The organism is Streptosporangium sp. H16, assembly GCF_051918855.1.
Lineage (GTDB): Bacteria > Actinomycetota > Actinomycetes > Streptosporangiales > Streptosporangiaceae > Streptosporangium.
Genome location: NZ_JBPXMD010000106.1, coordinates 1 through 1,391, shown reverse-complemented (window position 1 = coordinate 1,391; position 1,391 = coordinate 1). Strand labels below are relative to the sequence as shown.

Below are 1,391 nucleotides of genomic sequence, written 5' to 3'. Positions count from 1 at the left end.
TGGACCAACGACATCAGCCACGGCGAACTGCTGCGCACCAGCGCCGACCAGACCATGACCGTCGACCCCTGCAACCTCCAGCTGCTCTACCAGGGCCGCAACCCCAACTCCAACGGCGTCGACTACGGCCTCCTGCCCTACCGGCCCGGCCTGCTCACACTCCAGCGCTAAGGCACATGGACCTGCTGACCCAGACCGGCACCAGTTGCTGACCTTCCTTCCGTCCTGACGAGGGGGCCTCCGGTGCGGCGCGACCCGCCGCACCGGAGGCTTCGGTTTGAGCCCTGACAGGGCAAGCCGTCAGCGAAGTGGCTGGAGGCGCCCCGGCAATCGAAAGGACATGATGTGAGACGACGGCTCAGGGCCATGCTGGCGGCCGGTGCCTTACCCCTGTTGGTCGCGGGCCTGCTCCTGGCGGTCCGGCCCGCCGCGGCCGCGTCGCTGACCCAGGTGACCAACTTCGGTAACAACCCGACGAACCTCAACATGTACATCTACGTACCGGACAGGGTCGCGGCACGGCCGGCGATGCTGGTCATGGTCCACTACTGCACGGGCACGGCCAGCGGAGTCTTCAACAGCGTCGGGCGTGACTACGTGACCGCGGCGGACCGGTACGGGTACATCATCGTGCTCCCCGAGGCCACCCGGGAGGGACGCTGCTTCGACGTCTCCACCCCCGCCGCGCTCAGGCGCGACGGCGGCGGTGATTCCACCGGAATCATGTCCATGGCCACGTGGGCCCGGCAGCGCCACAACGTCGACCCCGCCCGCATCGTGGTCAGTGGCTTCTCCTCCGGCGCGATGATGACCAACGTGCTCGCCGCCCAGTACCCGGACGTGTTCACGGCCGCCGCGGCGTTCTCCGGCGTCCCCGCCGGGTGCTTCGCCACCACCAACGGATCGCTGTGGAACAGCCAGTGCTCCGGCGGGAACCTCATCAAGACCCCGCAGCAGTGGGGCGACCAGGCGCGGGCGATGTATCCCGGATACACCGGCCGCTATCCCCGGATGCAACTGTGGCACGGCAGCACCGACACCACGCTCGCCTACCCCAACTTCGGCGAAGAGATCAAGCAGTGGACCAACCTGCACGGATCGAGCCAGACACCGGCGTTCACCGACAGCCCTCGATCGGGTGTGACCCGGACCCGGTACGGTGCCACCACGACCCAGGCCCCCGTCGAAGCGTTCAGCTTCGCGGGCTACGGCCACTCCCTGCCGCTGGACGGCATGTTCCCCCACGCCATCACGTTCCTCGGCCTCGACGGCGGCGCAAACCCGTCGCCGACTCCGACGGTGACTCCGACGCCGGGGACGGCGGGGGCGATCCGGGGTGTGGGCTCGGGCAGGTGCCTCGACGTGAGCGGCGTCTCCCAGGCCAACGGCGC

At 69.0% G+C, this 1,391-nt stretch carries 2 protein-coding genes; both read left to right on the top strand.

What is annotated here, in order from left to right:
- On the top strand, nt 1-171 hold a 171-nt coding region (locus tag ACTOQ2_RS43855; RefSeq protein ID WP_440107951.1), incomplete at its 5' end, for a non-reducing end alpha-L-arabinofuranosidase family hydrolase.
- Nucleotides 172-345: 174 nt separating this feature from the next.
- Nucleotides 346-1,391 (top strand): extracellular catalytic domain type 1 short-chain-length polyhydroxyalkanoate depolymerase (locus ACTOQ2_RS43850; protein WP_440107949.1); only part of this gene is annotated, 1,046 nt, incomplete at its 3' end.